Source organism: Fuerstiella marisgermanici (genome assembly GCF_001983935.1).
Classification (GTDB): domain Bacteria; phylum Planctomycetota; class Planctomycetia; order Planctomycetales; family Planctomycetaceae; genus Fuerstiella; species Fuerstiella marisgermanici.
Genome location: NZ_CP017641.1, coordinates 3,865,523 through 3,883,609, shown reverse-complemented (window position 1 = coordinate 3,883,609; position 18,087 = coordinate 3,865,523). Strand labels below are relative to the sequence as shown.

The 18,087-nt window shown below is 53.1% G+C and carries 7 protein-coding genes; 2 read left to right on the top strand and 5 right to left on the bottom strand.

Annotated features, from left to right (window positions below):
- Positions 1–166 precede the first annotated feature (166 nt).
- On the bottom strand, positions 167–3,811 hold the full coding sequence (locus Fuma_RS14435; RefSeq protein WP_077024743.1) for a tetratricopeptide repeat protein: 3,645 nt from the start codon (positions 3,809–3,811) through the stop codon (positions 167–169).
- A gap of 514 nt (positions 3,812–4,325) precedes the next feature.
- Between Fuma_RS14435 and Fuma_RS14425 the strand changes: the two genes are divergently transcribed.
- On the top strand, positions 4,326–6,440 hold the full coding sequence (locus Fuma_RS14425) for an SUMF1/EgtB/PvdO family nonheme iron enzyme (protein ID WP_158520990.1): 2,115 nt from the start codon (positions 4,326–4,328) through the stop codon (positions 6,438–6,440).
- Between the two features lie 108 nt (positions 6,441–6,548).
- On the opposite strand, the gene Fuma_RS14420 is transcribed toward Fuma_RS14425, so the two are convergent.
- The 4 genes from Fuma_RS14420 to Fuma_RS14400 all read right to left on the bottom strand — a co-directional run bounded on the left by Fuma_RS14420 (position 6,549) and on the right by Fuma_RS14400 (position 16,505).
- On the bottom strand, positions 6,549–9,683 hold the full coding sequence (locus tag Fuma_RS14420; protein ID WP_158520989.1) for a CHAT domain-containing protein: 3,135 nt from the start codon (positions 9,681–9,683) through the stop codon (positions 6,549–6,551).
- 638 nt (positions 9,684–10,321) lie between these two features.
- Positions 10,322–12,700 carry a CHAT domain-containing protein gene (locus Fuma_RS14410; protein ID WP_145944179.1) on the bottom strand — a complete coding sequence of 793 codons (2,379 nt, stop codon included), beginning with the start codon at positions 12,698–12,700 and terminating at the stop codon, positions 10,322–10,324.
- Positions 12,701–12,706: 6 nt separating this feature from the next.
- Positions 12,707–13,828, bottom strand: a complete 1,122-nt coding sequence (locus Fuma_RS14405; RefSeq protein WP_077024280.1) for an ISAs1 family transposase — start codon at positions 13,826–13,828, stop codon at positions 12,707–12,709.
- A 112-nt stretch (positions 13,829–13,940) separates the two neighbouring features.
- On the bottom strand, positions 13,941–16,505 hold the full coding sequence (locus Fuma_RS14400) for a hypothetical protein (RefSeq protein ID WP_077024737.1): 2,565 nt from the start codon (positions 16,503–16,505) through the stop codon (positions 13,941–13,943).
- Positions 16,506–16,883: 378 nt separating this feature from the next.
- On the opposite strand from Fuma_RS14400, the gene Fuma_RS14395 reads away from it, so the two are divergent.
- Positions 16,884–18,068, top strand: a complete 1,185-nt coding sequence (locus Fuma_RS14395) for a class I SAM-dependent methyltransferase (RefSeq protein WP_077024736.1) — start codon at positions 16,884–16,886, stop codon at positions 18,066–18,068.
- The last annotated feature ends 19 nt before the right edge of the window (positions 18,069–18,087 follow it).

Genomic DNA, 18,087 nt, shown 5'->3' with positions numbered 1-18,087 from the left:
GCGAAGGCACGGATGTGCGACAGCCCGTAGTCCTCACTGAACCGAGCGGGCAGCGGGGGTTTCATCCTCCGCAACTGCGTCTCCAGTTGAGCCAAAGGAAAACCAGGTGTTTGTTCTTCAACTTCATGGACCGTTGTTGAATCTGAAAAACAACGAAAGAAACTGACTACCGCCAGTCGCCAGACAGTTGAAACGCGGCCCAGAATGCAGGTGACACTCGATCAGCACCCGGCTCACTGTCTGCTGGAGCTACCGTTGCTCCGCGCAGCGAGTGGGTTTCAGGATCGTACTTGTTGCGGATCATGAGCTTCGCCTGACGAAGAGCTTCGATTCGCGACAGTTTTCGCTCCCAGATGTTTCGCCAGAATTCCGACATAAGCAGTGTCGTGGCCTTATCATCGACAGGCCATAAGCTGGCGACCGTTGTGCGAACGCCCGCCCCATGCAACGCTCGACAGATGCTATAAGAGCCTTCCCCGGAAGAGTTCCGTCCCAACCCGGATTCACAGGCGGAAAGGACGGCGATTTCCAGGTGCCGCAGGTCAAGTCCTTTCAGTTCCATGGCCGTCAGGATCCCATCATCCACGCCGAGCAGCGGCTGCGGTGGCCGAAACCCGGCACCTGTGAGCACTAACCCACTAAGCACGTCGGGATGATAGCCAACAACAATCGGATTGTTCTGAGAAATTATGTGCGCCGACTGTTGGGCGTTTGCCTGCCTGCTGTTGAAAAATCCGTGCGTCGCCAGTACTGCGAAGCTGGCATCGCTAAGGCCATTTCGAACAGAACTCTCAGTGGCTCCGTCTTTCGTCAGTTCCTGAACCCTTCGATCTGGAAAGTGTTTCCTGAACACCTGGCGAACACTGTTGATCTCGGCCAGTGTGCCAGGAAGTGGGGTAAACAACTCGAGTTGAGCTTCCGCGTAGACTGCTTCATTCAATGGCAGCGAACCGGGCTTGAGTCGGTCATTTTGTCCTGGCCACGCGTTGTAATGAACATCGCCAACCAGCAATAACGCGTTCGACTCGCTTTCGATCCTTGAATCTGACATCCCGACGACAGCATCCGCAACAGGAAGCCGAACGAACCGAAATTCTTCCAGTAAGACAGTCGCAGGCTCATTTCCTGCAAGGGCTTCCAGAGGGAATGTGCCGATGATTCCGTCAGGACAATTGACGACTGTTTTGCGACTGCCGATATGAGCCTGAATCGGCAGCCAAATCAACTCCTTGAGCAGAGTGGCCGCTGCAACGCCATCGGCTGTTTGACCAAACGTTTGTCGCCATTTTTTTACCGCTGACGCAATCGGTTGAAGGGGGCCAAGGTCGACCAACCTGACGCCTTCCGCTTTTGTCAGAATGAAGACTGCCAGGCGGCGATCCACAACTACGCCCCCGGCGATCGCGCGAAACTCATCTCGAGTCGCGTCGTCCGCGTCGGTCACAAGCGACGATTTTGTGTATTCCAGAAAATCCAGCACAACGGTATTCGCATCCAGCGCGTGCAGCACGTCTGCCGACGTGAAGTTCGGCGATGGGGGAAGGCTGTTGTTGAGCTGAGTTTCCAGATCTTCGCGTTGTTCGGTCAGACGCCGAAACTCTCTGACTGTAGCTTCGGAAGTCATATCAATCTGAGGCTGCCGAATCATCGCTGCCAGGTCGCGGCTAAGTTTTAGCATCTGGCTTGCAGCCAATTCGGCTTCCGCTGCACGCGGCATGTTGCGCTGAAGTCGGCCACGCTGAAATCCCATTCCTTTCCATGCCAGCACCTCGTCGTAGATTGCCGTTGGCGATTGTTCCGCCTCAATCGCTGTTGCCATCCAGACGTCGAGTGACTGTCTGAGAACCAAGTTGAGTTGTCGCTGCTGTCGGTCAGATTGGGCTATCGACAAGCGGTCTAATTGCACACGTTGAGAACTCACGCATTCTCTGAAGAAACCGTCAGCCTCAGCGAAACGCCCACGCAGGTTTGCAAGAAATCCCAAATTGTGAAGTGTCTTGGCTTTGTCCGGATGAGAAGCCCCCGACGATGCTCTTACTGTCTCTAAGCTCTTAAACAGCAGCTCTTCTGCGTCGTCGAATTGCCTGTCAATGATGAGCAAATTGGCGAGATTGTGAACCGCATCGGATGTGGCCGGATGAGATTCCCCGAAGGTCTGTTGGCGAGCTGCCACCACCTGACGATGCAATTCCTGAGCTTGCTGAAAGTCACCGACACTGCGGAGTGCTTCGGCCAATCCACTGGCAGTCGTTAGCGTCGACGGGTGACGCTGACCAAGCACCTCGACGCTTAGCTGATAGCACTTCTTGAACTGATCAACGGCCGCCGGAAAGTCCGCCATCCGCAGAGCCAGATCCGCGAGGTTGTGCAGCAGCAGTATCGAGCGTGGATGCTTCCCGTCGTTGTGCTGCGAGAAGATCTTCTGTGCTTCGAGGTAATGCAGCATGGCGTTTTGGTAATCTGCAACATCACGGTACAGACCTGCCAGGTTATTCAAAGCCAACGCTGTTTGGGGAGCATCTGAGCCGCGAATTTGTCGCTGCTGATCAACCACAGTCTTATTGAGCTGCAGGGCCTGCTGGAAGTTTCCGCGTTCTGCCATCAGGTAGGCCAGATTTTGAAACGAATCGACAGTTTCAGGGTGCAACCTTCCCAGCAGCTTCATGCGAACACCAACGGCTTTGAGCAGAAGTTCTTCGGCCTCCGCGTACCGCCCAAGCCTGACATACGCGGTCCCGGCGTTGTTAAGACTGTCTGCGGTTCCCGTGTTCAGCAGCCCAAATGCAGTTTGCCGCCTGTCCAGCAGGATCAGGTGTTGATTCAACGCCTCCTGAATCTGCCCCAGATCGCTCAGCAAAACTGCCAGGTTGTTTTGAGTCCCCAGCGTTTGTTCATTGTCCGGACCAAGCGTTTCCTGAAAAATCCTCAGGCTTTCTCTCAGCAGTTTTTCTGCAGGTTCGAGGCGGGCTTGATCGCGATACAATTCACCAAGATTGCAAAGGACCAGGGCAACATCTGCGTGGTTGCGTCCATGCACTTTTTCCAGAATCTCGCGACTCATGATCCAATGCGATTCCGCCTGTTCCTGTTCGTTCAATTCCATTTCCGTCGAAGCAAGACTGTTTAACGCAAGTGCCGTCTTTGGGTGATTCTGTCCGTACGCCTTCTGATGAATGCGCAGCGAGCGTTCGAGATGAGTCTTCGATTCCGCATATTGTCCGGATCGTTCGCGCACGATTCCGAGATTGTTCAGCACGGGAAGGATTTGAGGAGAATCAACGCCAAACGCCTTCTCGAACTGAACGATGGCCGCCAATCCTGCGCGAATGGATTCCGGCTGCTTCGCTTCGTTCGCCAGCGTCCGGCATTGCACCGCCAACTTTCGTCCTTCCCGGACTGCCATCCGTTGCTCCGGCGACATTCCGGCAATTGCTTGAATTTCGGAGAGAGCAACTCGCACGTCCACTGTCTTCCAATGATCTTTGCCGAAAGCGGCAGCGTGAGCGTCAACGATTTCTTGTCGCAGCTTGACACCATTTTCGATCTGGTCGTGCTTTTCGTAAGCAGAAGCCAGCCACCGCATCGAAGCCAACGTTACTTCGCTTTGAACACCGTCAGAACGTCGATCGATTGCGACAAGTTGTTCACCCAACTCGACCGCGTCCTCAAAACGCCCGGCCCGGTAGGCACGTTGAGCATTCGCGATGATGTCGGCGCGGTCGGGAACAACTTCCGCAATTTCGTCGGGGTAAGCCACAGCGAGCGCAGAGACCAAGCAAACAGTCGCAAGTAGCACGGAAAGATATCGCATCAGTTTCGCTTTCTGGTTTCGTGGAGAGAAGTGTTTTCGAGCGTTTGCGAAGAGAAGTCAACTGCTGAAGGACGGCTGTCGTTCCACTTCATCTCGGTTTTTGAACAGGAGCGTGCGGAGAGAACAGAGGACAGGTCTGATGATTTCTCTGTTTCCTCTGCGACGTTCGGTGAAAGCACGGACGAAAGCCCGCCAAGCGACCGCGATTTGATCAGTGAAGAACTTCGTCGCACAACCGATGGGCACTCAAGCGGTAGCGGAAGTCGCAGAGACTTTCGACGTCCTCAATTTGCTGCAAAAAACGAAACTCTCTGCGAGTTCCGCTACGAAGAACCCTAGAGTTCACGCTACGCCATTCCAATCAGAACACACGGCGGCGTTTGTCAGCGAGTCTCGACGACGAGAAACCTTTCGATTTGACAAGAGAACGCGTGTGGGGCAAGATTGGGTTCATCGCTCGACGGCGATGAACTCCTACGACCAAAAGCAGTCCGTTTTCACACCGATGACCACCATGCCTCAGAAACTTCGAGCGATCTTTCTCTTTGCTGCGGTCCCCGTCGCCCTGCTTTCAATCGAAAGCGAAGTCAACTCGGTGCTGGCTCAGACGAGTCCTAGAGAGTTTTCCGGACGTCGGGTTGCAATCGTGATGGGGAATTCGGCGTACCAAGCGAACAAGCTGAAGAATCCAGTTAACGATGCGGTCGCCATCGCGAAAGTGCTCAAGAAACTGAAGTTTGAAGTGAAAATCCTGACAGATCTCACAAAACGCCAGATGATCGACGGACTCTCGGAAACGACAAAGTCGCTTGAAGCAAATGACTTATGCGTTGTCTATTACGCAGGTCATGGCATGCAGGTGGGGGGAGAAAACTACCTTGTTCCTCTGAATGCCAAAGTTGAAGACGCCGCAGATGCAGAATATGAGTGCCTTTCGCTGCAGCGGGTGATGGCAAAGCTGGATGGTTCCGAGTGCAGTTATAAAGTCGTTATTCTTGACTGCTGTCGGAACAATCCGTTCCGCGCGTTCTTTCGCGCGGCAACCGTTCAAGGGCTAAACCACGTCGCGAGTCAACCAGATGGCACCATCATCACGTTTTCCACGAAACCCGGCGCTGTGGCGTCTGATGGAAGTGGCAACAACTCACCGTACACGATGAGCTTAGTCGAAACACTGGAAGACAGGCCCGCGGAAGGCCTTGAGGTGATTGAAGCGTTCCGCACCACAGCACGCAAAGTGAAATCAGAGACCGGGCAACGCCCTTACATTCGCTTCGACGGCGCGATGGACAGGCTTTTCTTGACGCAGCCAACTGCGATTTCTGAGGCTGCAACGACGTTTGATCACAGCAAGCCCGAATCACTGCTGGAAAAACTCAGGATGAGATTCGTGAAGGTGCCGGCGGGAACTTTCCAGATGGGGAGTGAGCAATCATTGGAATCTCTGCACGAGGACTTTCCGGGTGAGACCTATGAAGAGTTCCATGAATACAGTTTTCCGCGTCATCGCGTCTCCATTTCAAAGCCCTTCGAAATCAGTGCGTTCGAAGTGACCGTCGGCCAGTTCCGAGCATTCGTTGAAGCGACGGGTTACGAAACGGAATCGAAGCGGGGCGTTGAGGCTCAGTCGTCTTTGCCGGTTCCTATCATGCAGAATATGCACTGGGATTCATCTCGGCATTTCAACGTGACCGACAAGTATCCGGTGACATTCGTCACGTGGGGTGACGCTCAGGCATTTTGTAAGTGGCTGTCGGTCCGCTTGAAGCGGAAGGTTCGACTCCCCACGCAGGCAGAGTGGGAATATGCGTGCCGTGCAGGAACCCAAACAAGATTTTCATTCGGCGATGACCCTGACGCCATCACTCACTTCGCGAACGTACCGGGCCAGGAAGAAATCGGGAAATTCGCTTTGGAATACAAGTCAGACGGCGGCATGGTGAAAGACATCGTCTGGTGTAGTGCTCCCGAAATGACGATTTTCGGTGGAGGCGAGTCGGGCTTAGTGTGTGAGCCTAAGCGGGGGATTGCAAAGGAGAAAACGGACGCCCCAACACTAATTCTCAACAACTCAAATCGATCGGTAACCGTTAATAACAGACTGATTGGCGTCGGCAAAAGTGATGTGGTCCGTCCAGTGATCGATAAAACTCCGCCAACCGTCTACCTGACTTTTGGGAACCAGCAAAATGGCGATACAGTAAGCGGGTATCCAGGCGAATTGCTGAATTTTCACCAAGAGCAACAGCAGTGGCGCCTTTCGAAAACAGAACTCGTGGCGCCATCGCTCTCTGAATCAGACAAGTTGAGAATCCGAAACAGCAGCTCAACAGATTTTTTTGAAATCGTCTCTCAAGGGAATACCACACGAGTCAACCCCGGACAAACTCTGAATATCCGCGGTCGTAAGCAAGCATATTGGTCTGATTCAGAAGACGGGTATCCGAATCAACTTGCGCCAGTCGGTCAGTTCGAGCCCAATGCGTTTGGTCTCTACGACATGCACGGGAACGTTTGGGAATGGTGTCAAGATGGATTCGATCTCGACTACACCAAACAGGTTGCCGTCGACCCCAAAGGCAGTCGCTTTTCTGAATTCTATGCGATTCGAGGTGGGTGTTACATATGACGCATCGCACTTCAACGGGCCGCAGTTCGCGTCCCCCAGTCAAAGAACGCTTTCGCTGAGAATATCGGGTTTCGAGTTGTCGTGGAAACTGAATAGCGAGCATCAGAATTACCGCCAGTCGCCGGAGAGTTGAAATGCGGCCCAGTAGTAGGGCGGAACGCGCTTGCTTGATTGCTGGCCCTCAACGGTTGCTCCGCGGATGCTGGCGGGGTTGTTCAGGATGTAAAGTTGAGCTTCTCGCAGAGCATCCAAACGAGACATCTCGTTTTCCCACAAGTTGCGATAGAAGCGTTCCATCAAGCGGCGGGTGACGAGGTCATCCACTTTCCATAAACTTGCCACCGTTGTGCGAACTCCGGCGACCTGGAAGGCTCGCTGTATCCCGATCAGACCTTCTCCGCCAGCCACTTCTCCCAGTCCGGTTTCACAGGCAGAGAGTACGACCGTCTCGACGCCGTTCAGTGGCAGGAAGGCGATTTCCTGAGCGGTCAGAATCCCGTCGTCTTCGCCGGGTTCTGGTTCGAGGTTGGCTCCGGCCAATGCAAGGCCGGAAAGCCATTCCGGATTGCTCAGTTCCGGAGCGCGGTGTTCGGCGAGTGACAAGCCTTGAACAGCAACACTCAGCTCTGCGGTTGTTTTTGAAGACGAAGCAGTTTCCGTCGGTATGAAGAATCCGTGTGTCGCAATGTGTAGTCTGGAGAACCGCGGTGCCAATTCACGAAAACGAGATTCCGATGCAGACGAACCAGACAGCGATTTCGTATTTCGAATGAAAGCAAGAAGCTGCGCATCACTCGGGTCATCACCTAAGCTGACCTTCTGAAACAGCCGCCGGATCTCGGCAATCTCTCCGCCAGTCTCGTTGAGCGACTTGAAGGGTTGATGCCGCTGAACACCGCCGGACAACGTTGACTGACGGTCCAACTCCGATGGTTTCTCATCAGGTTGCTGAGGCGAGGTGCCGTAGTCGATATCACCGAATAACAGCAGGTCCCCAGTCAGATTCGAAGATTCCTCTTTCTTTGCCAGTGCAGGCAGCAACTGTGGGGCAGGGATCAGGGCGAACCGGTGTTCTTCGATCAAATAGGTGTCCGGGGTTTTCCCGGGCAATGCTCCTAAGGGTAGACGGCCAAGCGCGCCGTCAGGCGAAACGATGATTGTTCGGGCAGCTTCGGCATAGGGAAGAATCGGTTCCCAAACGGATTTTCTAAGACGTTCGCCAGCAAGCCTGGACGTCTGCGATAAACCGAAGGATTCACGCCAGCAATCAATATCGACCCTCAATGGATCAGTCGGTCCCAAGTCCAACTGGACCAACTTCTTTCCTGGCTTCAGGATGAATGCTGCCATGCGACGATTGTTGCGGTTGGGACCACTGCCTGCATTCGTACCTCCTGCGTTGTACTCAAAGAAGTCCACGAAAACATCATCAGGAGACAAGGCTTCCGCCAGATCTTCGGGTTTGAAATGCTGAGTTTCGTAACGGTACTTTTCACCCCGGCGATTCAACTCGTCTGTCACGGCATCGATCGAATCCTCAACGTTCCGCAGTTGCGTTTTCGGTTCCTCGTTCCGAACATCGGCGGCAACAGCGCCGGTCAATAACGCACGTTGCTGGGTCAATGTTTGAAGTTCGGTAAATAACTCTGCGATTTCCGGATAGGAGGCCAACTGCCGGACTGCCCGCTGACGGATGAGTGTTGCTCCTTTCCATGAAAAAACACTGCTGTAAACCTTTTCAAGGTCGACCTGTTGCTGATTCGCAAATGAAAACGCGATGAATCGATCCAGACAACTTCGAAAGTGAGCTCCCATTTGCAGTTGCTCACGTTCGTTCTGCGCCAGCGCGGCGACTTCACAGCTTCGGGCAGCAACCCTGATGGTCCTTTCATACAACTCGCCAGCGTCACTTGTGTTGCCTTGTGACTGCAGGATTTCCGCGAGAACGATCTGTGCGGCTGCAAAATCCGGATGCAGATCGCCGAGGTTTTTGCGGCGAATGTCCAGCGCACGGCGACAGTATTTTTCTGCCTCCAAGTACTTGTCGCGATCACACGCGACATTCGCGAGGTTCTGCAGACGAATTGCCACGTAGAGGTGGTCTGGACCATACCTCTTGATAATGATCCTCAGCGATTCCTGTAGCAGTTTATCCGCTTCTTCCAGTTGCCCCTGCTGATATCTGATGGCGGCCAGGTTATTCAACGCGACCGATAATTCGCAGGCAAGTGTTTCATTCTGCTCAAATTGGTGGCGGGTCAACTTAATTGTCTGATCCAGAATTTGTCCGGCAGATTCCAGCGTGCCGTTCGCCTGAAGTGTTGCGGAGAGATTGATCAGGCACTGAATCGTCAGCGGATGGGACTCACCGGCAAGCTCACGTGATGTGGCCAACGCATTGCGTTGGTACTTCTCTGCGGCATCGTAGTCGCCGGCTGTTAGCCAAAGCCCACCGAAATTGGTTTTGGTCACGACAGTCTGTAAGTCTGCGACTTGATGCGCATTCTTGTTGGCCGAGCTGGTCCGTTCATAGCAACGCCGGGCATTGGCCCAGTCTGCCAGATCATGGTAAACGCGCCCCAGGTTGCTTTGCACGGAAACATAGGCTGGCCCCGAATCGATATGGATTGCACGCAGTTCTGTCGCAGCTTCTGTAAAGAATCGAACCGCATCATTCAGTTTACCCTGTTGGTGGCAGATTAGTCCAAGTTCGTTGTTCGTCATCGCAACACTCAAATGGTGATCTCCGTGAACTTCTGTTCGCTTCGCAAGGACCTCCTGAAGTGATTCTGCTGCCGCAACCAGTGGGATGACGTGAGGCGACAGAACTCCTCTTGCGGTCACCTCATCAATGAGCCCCGGTTGTCGTGCCGCAACGTAGGAGATCGTTTCGAACGTTGAGAAAAGCAGTGGAGACTTACCGGAGTTTTCGTTGACACGTGCCTCTTCGACAATCGCCTCACGTAGAGACCTCCGCTGGTCATCGCTGAGTTTCTTAATATCCTGCAGGTCGCTAAGTGTTTGTTGTGCACTGCGGACGCGCCAATGGTCGTTGCCGAAGACTGACTTAACAAGCTGTTCTGCTTTACGGCCACAATCAATCGAGGCATCAAGGCGGCCAGATAACGCTAATAAAGAGCTTTGAATCTGCCAATGAGTGGCGTGGTTTTCCTTTTCCAGTTCTTCAATCCCAAGCTGAACTCCATCGATGGCCATTGACGGTTTGGCAACGAACGTGAGCAATGAAGTTTGCACATCCTTTTGGCAAGCGACCGAAATGATCTCCGACAATCTCCCCTCTTGCAGATCGGGGAAGCCGTGATCGCTTGGCCATGCGATCACAAGGAGTCGATTACGTGGTGGGGGATCAATTGTCCAGGACATGCGATCGAATGACGAACCGGGGTCAATCACATTGCGCTGGCCGAATGAAGGCCTCTCGTCTAATTCAGAGGGAAATTCGACAGCGATGGTGTCATCGACACCGATGCTTAGAATTGCGAAGCGGCATCGATCGTCTGAGACATTCTCAATCTCAACAGCAAACCTCTGCCCCTCCGGCGCAACAATGGTGCAGGGAGCAAGAAAATCAGGCCCAACAGGTTTCATGCCGTCAGCCGATACGCGTCGTACGCGAAATTTGATACTCAAATTCGTCCGCTCGGTCACCAAGGTCCCAGACAATGGTGGTTGCGTTTCCTGTGCGACGGCAGAACTGAAGAAGGGTGGCCCTAGAAGGGCGCATCCCAAAATCAGACCGTTCACGATTCTGTGAATGTTCATTGGACGAATCTCCGTTTCGATTCGGACGCCTTAACTTCACGACCGACGTTCGTGAAGGCGATAGATTCAACGTGAAACGAATCAAAATAAGAATTGATTTATCGCCAGTCACCAGAAAGCTGGAAGGCGGCCCAGAAATACGGTGAATTCAAGTTCTGAGAGGAGGCCTCTGTGATCGTGGCACCCCTCGACGATTCCTTAGTCGCATCTGGGTTTCGAAGAACCCAAATTTGCGCCGAACGCAATGCTTCTAACTTGGTTTCGCCGTTCCAAAGGTACTCATAGAACTTATCCATAAGTCGCGATGTTGCCGCATCGGGTACCTTCCACAAACTTGACACACACGACTTCGCTCCGGCTCGATGAAACGCCCACTGCAGGCTCATCTGACCTTCACCCCGCGAATAGTCGCCCACCGCGGTTTCACACGCAGAAAGTACGACCGTGTGCAGATTGCTGAGCTCCATTTGTGAAATTTCATGTGCGGTCAATAGTCCATCATCATTCGGCCGATTCGCGTTGGCCAAGGCAAGTCCGCTAAGGACGCCTGGATAGAGGCCTTCCATTGTCGCTGGTCCGAACGATGCAGAGTCGGCGGCCCTCCACCGGTTTTTGAACAGCGTATTCCCAAGTTCACGTCCATAGAATCCGTGCGTCGCAAAATGAACGTGGCCAGTCTTACGCAGTAATCTGGTAACGATATCTTTACTCGCAAGTGTTCGCGTCAACACGCGATATTCGGCGTCTGGGGAGGGGTATGCGCTCTCGAATGCGTTGCGCGCGGCGTACACTTCTCTGGCCGCTCCCTTGATAGGCTGCCAGCGCATTAGGCTAGAGCGAACCTTCCTCTCTTTTTCGGTCCGAACCGAATCCGCAGTTTCTACTATTCCGAAGTGTACATCGCCAACCAGCAGGAGTTCGATTGAGTTTCGGTGCGCTGCCGCGTCCCGAACAGATCTGCTCTGTGAATCCGCGATGCCCAGGGAGTCGCTGGCTGACGCGTTGCCGTCTAAGAGGGAATCACGTAGCAACATTAGCGGCGTTGGCAACTGTGTCAGACGTCGCTCTTCTTCGATTAGAAACTTGCCTGAGTCACGACCGGGCAGCGCTCCGAATGGAACAAGCGTTGTTGCTCCTTCCGGGCACAGAAATACCAGCTTATCAGCGTCAGTTAGCGCATTCTCGACCGGCGTCCAGACTGCAGCCCGAACTTGGTTCAACTCGGCGCATTGCGAGTAAGACTTCCTGGCCCATTCCTTCACAACGTCAGTGACTTCTGCGTCACTCAGTGGTAGTGGGACGAAACGAATGCTGCCATCCGAACGAATCAGAAAAGCGGCTAATCGCTCTGCTTCGCTAGGAGCCTGAACCCACGGACGACGGTGATATGTTACAAATTCAACAATAACGCCATGCTGCGGGATAGCCGCAAAGAGCTTCTGTTGGTCGTCGTCAGCGCGTTTTTGCCTCATGTCAGTCAAGAGACCGGCAAGTTTTCGTTGAAGCGCTCCCTTACGACCACGTAGCGTTTCTAACTGATTCACACGATCGGCTTGAATCTGGTCCCAGTCTTCAGAATTCGCTTCCGGGTTTGATGAAACACGAAACGTTTCGCGTGATATGTCGCGCGAAATATCAGCGATCGCTTCACTTAATTCACCTAAAGACGTGTGAATTCCCCTTGCGGCGTTTTCCCGTAAAGCTCGTCGCCATTCTCGTGCAATTTGCCAACTGATTGATTTAAAACCTGGCACAAACCGGTAAACACGGGATGCCGCCCCGGGCTTTCTTTCGAGCATTGTGACCGTAGCATCCAGGTACTCACGCGCTTGGTTTGCCGCAGCAACTTGCTGACGTGGCGTCTGATACTCGCTCGCGATCTGCATCTCAGTAATTGCATCGTCCAACACTGCTTGAAACGAATCAATAGCGGCACTAATCTCTTCTCGCTGATAATGCAGAATCGCCTGTGCATAGCCAACCTCCTGTCGCAGCGTCAATGAGCGTCTTTCATCGGAAGCGGAGGAGAATGCTCTTTTAGCCTGAATCAGTAACTGCTCAGAATTCGTAAAGTCACCAGACAGTGCGGCGACAATGCTACTCTCGGTCAGGGCATTGATTCTGATTTTGGTCTCTCTCGGACCGGCTTGCGAGAGTGATTCTCGTGCCTGACGCAGTTCCAGTGCAGCGTCTTCAAACCGTCCGAAGACTCGTAGCGTGTTGCCACGGCTTATCCGCATCTGCCGCACTACCGGATCATTGGCGCGAATGCCATATTCGATTGCTTTCGCAAAATGAGATACTGCCTCTTCTGGTTTTCCCAGTCGCGTAGCGAGTACCGCAAGATTATGCTGTAAACGCACAAACTGCTCCGAGTTGACTTCGACGCTTCGGGGTACTTTTATTAGGGCTTGGTCATACCAGAGCACACTCTGTTGAAAATCACCTGTCTCGGCGGCGACCCAGGGGGATTGCACGCTAAGTCATTTGCCGAACAGGACTTTCGCGAGGTATGTCTCATCCCAGGCAGCGTTGAGTCTTTTGTTTTTGATCCCCACCCTGGCTGTGGATTCGTTTTTCAGGAGACTCAACGCCGTGCGGCGAAGGATGCTGAAGTTCATGTCTGCGTGGCCTTTACGGATCCTCGATTGATCTTCCTGGAAAGTGACGTCCAGTTGCCAATGCAAATTGTTCTCGACACCCCAATGGCTCCGCACAGCTTCGGCGAAACGACGGCCGGAGACATAACGGCTTAAAATGTAATAGCGGATGCCGATGCACATTTTGCCGTCGCGGAGAGTGTTGTTGATCGCGATCCCGATCGCCTTCAGGTTCTTCCAGCGATGTGCGTCCGGAAGATCCTCCGGCGCACGACAGATCAGATACTGTCGCAAATCTTCGCGGCCGCCGGTGTTTTCTTTCGTTTCAAATCGTCGCACCGGACAGCGTGCAAAGTCATCTTCCAAATGGTCGGCGAAGAACGCGACGAGACCTGCGTGTAGCGTGGGCTGATTGCCTTTCGCGGCAAGACAATAGTCCGCCTCTGCGTCGACAATCTTCGACGCGATTTCCGTTTGGCAACCCATGGCGTCAATCGTCACTAAAGCACCGGAAACCTCGATCAATTCCAGCAGTTTGGGAATCGCCGTAATCTCATTACTCTTCGCATCGACGACGACTTGCCCGAGACTGATATGATTGGCTGTGGCCCATGCACTGACCATGTGGATGGCCGACTTGCCACTGGCTTTGTCATAGCTGCGACGGAGTGTCTTACCATCGATCGCGATGATTTGTCCGTCACTGATTTTCTGCAGAGAAGTGATCCAATTCAGTAAGCACTTTTCAAATTCTGCAGGACGAATCAGAGCGAGGATGGCGTTGAAACGATCGTGCGACGGAATCCCTGCGGACAGATCGAGATACTTCGCAAACCAATCTCGTTTCGTTCTGCCAAACTTCGCAATCGCGACAAAATCATCCGCGCCACTGATCACAGCACAGACTGCAATGAACAGAATATTTTGAAGCGGATAGACCGGCTCACCGCGCCTTGGATCCGTAACATCAGAGAAATGATCGACAAAACTGGTGGACAAAGGCATGGCAGGAATCCTTTCGCGGCTCAAACATTTCAGCACACATAGCAGCGTGAAACATCACACTGACACTGAAGGTTGCCATCTATACCATCTTATCCAATGTCGCGCAATCCGCCTAGGCGGCGACCGAGGCCATGTTTGATAAAGCGAGCGCGGCTTGAATACTGTCTTTGCCATGGACCGACTTGCAGAGGTCGAACAATTCATAGGCGCTCCGTGCTGCCCAAGCGTAGTTTGATTGCTGCATAGCTGTTGCAAAGTGGTCGCTCAACTGCCGAATCTTATCATTCGACGATGGAACAGAAACTGGCATCGTAAACGCCCGGGCTTTTTGCCCTAGCTTTAGGCGAATGTCTATGAAGTAACCTATATGTCTTCCAATGGCCTGTGCCTCAGCATACCATCGGTTCGCAGCCGTCGAGTTACCAGCTAGTTCGCGAATTCTCGCCCGAATGTTCAGCAGATCTGCGTAGTCCATGTGAAACCGCGTGGACTGGACCTCCTGACGTTTTATCGCGTCGGCCATAATTTCGTCTGCGCGGTCCAGGTTGCCTCGCCCAACTTCAAGCTCGGCCTGTCGGCTGAGCAGTTGTGGAGTCAGTGGGTCTTCGCGCTGCAAAATACGATTTCGCCGAGCCACGGTCCCGCCGTGCTCCGCAAGAGCGTCGCGGACTCGAAACTGAGGCTCGCTATCGTCGTGGTACGTGCCAAATATTCGTAAGTTGCGAGGGTTAACAACGTAAGTCCCACTCTCGTTCAAAAAAGTTCTGTCGGCGACTGGCAATCGCTTGTCAATCAACTCGCTTAACATTCCCTGCTTCAGCTTCTGCGTGTACCAGTGTTTGTCTCCCAACTTACTGGAACTCCACTCGATGCGTTCGCGTGCAAGTTCTTCAAATTGCGTCCAATTTTGTCGGGCGAGTGCATTGCCCGACTCCGTCTCCCAAAGGTTTGTGATTTTCCAGCGAATACTGGAGACAATGCCGCGATCTCCGAATCCCGCAAAGTGCAACAACTCGATCGCCTTTCGGAAATGAGCAATAGCTGCCACGGGTGTATCGACTCTTGTCGACAACCACCCTTGGGCCATGGCAATCTGGGACAATATAAAAGGGTCGCTGTTGAGTGACACAGCGACAAAAGATTCAAGAGATTGGAGCTGCGCCCCGACGCGCATCAAATGCTGTCTTTCTTTGATGATCGCAGGCTCGCCGTTGTTTGCGATTGTTTGCTCGTTATCTGGATTATACGAAGGGCGAATCATCCATCGGAAAGAAGCCATTCGCCGAATATCTTGCGTTTTCAACATGGGCATAATCTTGGTACTCACGGTTGGAGCACCCAATACATTTTCAGCATTGAATGGAGCAGCAGTTGCGAGATTTTTGAGGAGCCTGTGCAGACTCTGAGTGTGCTGGCTGAGAGTCTCTCGTTCTACGGGAGTCAATCTCCTGATCGCTTGCAGTCGCCGTTTCATGGCGGCTACAAACTGCCGCTGATCATTGGCATTGCCTTCTGTGAATGTGCTGTTTGCTGGGATCGCATCGGCAAGCAGATGCGTTCGGTCGTCGTTTTCCGTCCCTTCAAATTTAGTTGCGACCGCAATCGCATACCGGACAGCCAGGTTTCGAGAATCAACAAAGGGATCGATTACCTGGCTCGGAACGGCAAGCGCCGCTTGCAAAGCTTCGGCAGCGGCATCCCAGTTGCCGAGTCGAACACAAACGCGAAATTTGAGCACGAAGTGATCGATAATATTTACTCCCTTAAACTCGGAAGTGGTTTCCAGTTGTGACAAAGCCTGGTCGACCATGCTGTTGCACTGTTCCGCAAATGCTATCGAGGCTGCCGTGTCATTGTTCAATGCGGCATTCAGCAGTCTGTCGGACTCACGCCGCAGTCGGAAAAGTGTCCAGAAACTAGACTCCCCGAAAAGGTTTCGAAGTGTTATTTCTGACTCCAGGAGGGACGGGCTATCGGAGTCGTTTGGAGCATACCACTTGAATAGGCGGCCTACAGAGTTTTGTTTGTCAGTGGACAAAACAGAGCAGTCTCTGACGGCGCTCAATTCTAAAGCTACGAGGAGCGTCCTCGGGTCGTCTGGACCAAACTGGTGTGTACAATACTGAAGTCTATGTTCTTTTTCAGTAATTGAAGCTGGCTCAATCGAATGGGTTGGGCTGACTTGAGTTCGCCTATAGCACGCCGCAAGATCAGACGGGAATGATTCGTCGTATCGCCTCTTGCGTTCAGCCTTGGTTGCTTCGAATTCGAAAACCCCTGAAAGGATCGACTGATCGGACTTAAAGCAGACTGCTTTAAAATCTTCCCATTGACGTCTTTGCTGCTCTTCCTTGATGAGATCGTTCAGCCGTGTACCTAATTGGGATTTATCGTGTCTGGCGTTTGACCCATCGTACGGGTGCAGCATCCCTACCGAATACATCAATGGGTTTGCGTCTGTGTCGGCCTGTTGTCGGGTTTCGAAGATTGCGATCTTTCGATACTTACCAATTGTGTGCGCGAATCTTGACAGCCCTTCAAACGAGCCGTTGCGTTGTTTCTGAAAACGCTCTACCTTCTCTTCATCGGCCTGATGCGGATTGTCCACGGCTTCATCGCAGCGAACAGACGAATGAAACAACAACGGCAGAATGAACAGCAGTGCTCGGAATCGCATTGATTGACCTCGTTAGGAATATTGATTTCGTCGCCGCTATTTACTAACCCAAAAACAGCTGTGGAGCACGCCTGCGTCGAAAACGAACCTGTCAATATCGTCACCTCCCGCGGTTGTCAGGTCAACCAGCTTACGGACTACACCAAGATTTCACCCTCAGCCGGTTCCAATGGCACGGGGTGACACAGTTGCGTAGCCGCCGTGGGATTCTGAGTTTTCGTGAGACTCAACAATGATGCGACCGCATGCACCCGCCGTTTTCGGAATTTTTCGAATCAGTCCTTAACTGCCGCCTGGATACCTGTCTGAACAGTAGAAGCCAGAAAACACGGGTTTGCTGGCAACTTTTCACACACAGACCAGTATCGAAGTGCAGTCATGACAGCCTACGTTCAAAAAAATCGTTTTGATCGACTACTGAACAACCGAACAGGTGTTTCGACCGTCAAGCTGACGGTGTCGTCAACCGCAAGTATGATGCGGCCGACTTCAGTCATGCAGGACTGCGAACGGGCACAGCGGATTTCGATGAAAGCGGATGGCTACTACGCTGCCAACAGTCAGCCTCAGCAGTCCGACGTTGAGCGAGCACTCCCGTTGATTTGTGAGACGGCTGAGATGGCTGCACGTCAGACATTGTCAGCAAACGTGCTGGTCGCAGACTTCGGGTGTGCTGATGGTCGAAACTCTCGTCGCCTCACCAATGCGGCGATTCAGTCGGTTCGAGCGGTTCGTCCGTCAGCTGCCTGCACCATCGTTCGCAATGATCGCTGCGAAAACGACTTCAACCAGGTTGCCAGTGTTTCACAGGGCAACTTAGAAGCAACGGCTGGCACGTTTGAATTCATGAGTTCGGGTTCCTTCTACAAGCAGTTGTTGCCAACCGGATCAATGACGTTGGGAACTTCGTTTTCGGCCGTTCACTGGATGAGCCGCATTCCTGAGACTCTGGAAAACAGCCACGCGATCTGCCGCGAACAGCTGACCGGAACGGAAGCTGAGGACGCCCGTCAGGTGGCCGAAGGTGATTGGTCATGCTTTCTGCAGCACCGAGCACAGGAACTCGCGTCAGGCGGATGTTTGGTGGTCAGCATGGTCGGAAAGCTGGCGTCCGACAGCCAGGTTCACAGCCCGTTTCGACTGATCAGTGAAGCACTTCAGCAACTGATCGCGGAAGACGTTGTTTGCCCGGAAACGCAGGATGCCTTGTTTATCCCCGTCTATCGCCGCAGTCTGGAGGAAGTGGTGCGACCGTTTGAAGAAGATCCATGCCTGAAAGAATGCGGCCTGACATTGACATACGCTTCGGAAACGGAAGTGGCCTGCCCGCTGTATTCCGCGTTCTGTGAATACGGAGATGTTGGCCGCTATGCGGCTGCGTATGTGCGGTTCATCCGAGCACTCGCGGAACCGATCGTGAAGGCCGCATTTCAACAGACCGTTGACGAGCCGGAGCGATGTATGGAGATGCTGTTCGAGCGGATGGAGCAGCTTGTTCAACAGGCTCCTGAAAGCTGGAAGCTGCGACGAACTCAAGTCCTGGTCGCAGCACAAAAAGTGTGATGTCAAGAGCCCCGCCGGA